The sequence below is a fragment of the Vibrio sp. 1249-1 genome (assembly GCF_033340495.1).
The window spans coordinates 1-542 of sequence record NZ_JAWOWJ010001056.1; the positions used below are offsets into that span (position 1 = coordinate 1).

Genomic DNA, 542 nt, shown 5'->3' on the forward strand with positions numbered 1-542 from the left:
GCTTTGGTCCATTTTTCACCATTCGGATAATCGACTTTCAGGTGGTTAAAATTGAACACCATCGACAGCTCTTTGCCATCTAATGAAGAGTATTGCTGGCAGTGCTCTAGCGTGGTCGAAGACATTTCCCCCACCGTCACGCTGCCGTACTTTTGAAACACGGCTTCGCTGATTTCTTGCAGATATTCGTGCACGCGAGGACCATCAGTATAGAAACGACGGCCATCGCCAATATCATCGCTTGGGAAATCTTGTTGTTTAGAAATCAGGTTGATGACATCAAGACGGAAACCATCCACGCCTTTGTCTGCCCAGAAGCTGATGACTTCTTTGACTTCTTCGCGCACCACTGGGTTTTCCCAGTTCAAATCCGCCTGCTCTTTAGCAAAAAGGTGCAAGTAGTACTGCCCTGTCGCGTCATCCAATTCCCAAGCATTGCCTCCAAACTTCGATTGCCAGTTGTTAGGTTCTGCGCCCTCAACCGGATCTTTCCAGATGTAGTAGTCACGGTATGGGCTGTTTTTGTCCCCTAACGCGGATTG

1 protein-coding gene is annotated in these 542 nt (G+C 48.3%); it reads right to left on the reverse strand.

All coding sequences use genetic code 11. The features are described from left to right. Nucleotides 1-542, reverse strand: a 542-nt coding sequence (locus R7Z50_RS30430) for an alpha-amylase family glycosyl hydrolase (protein ID WP_318150141.1), incomplete at both ends; no start/stop codon positions are given.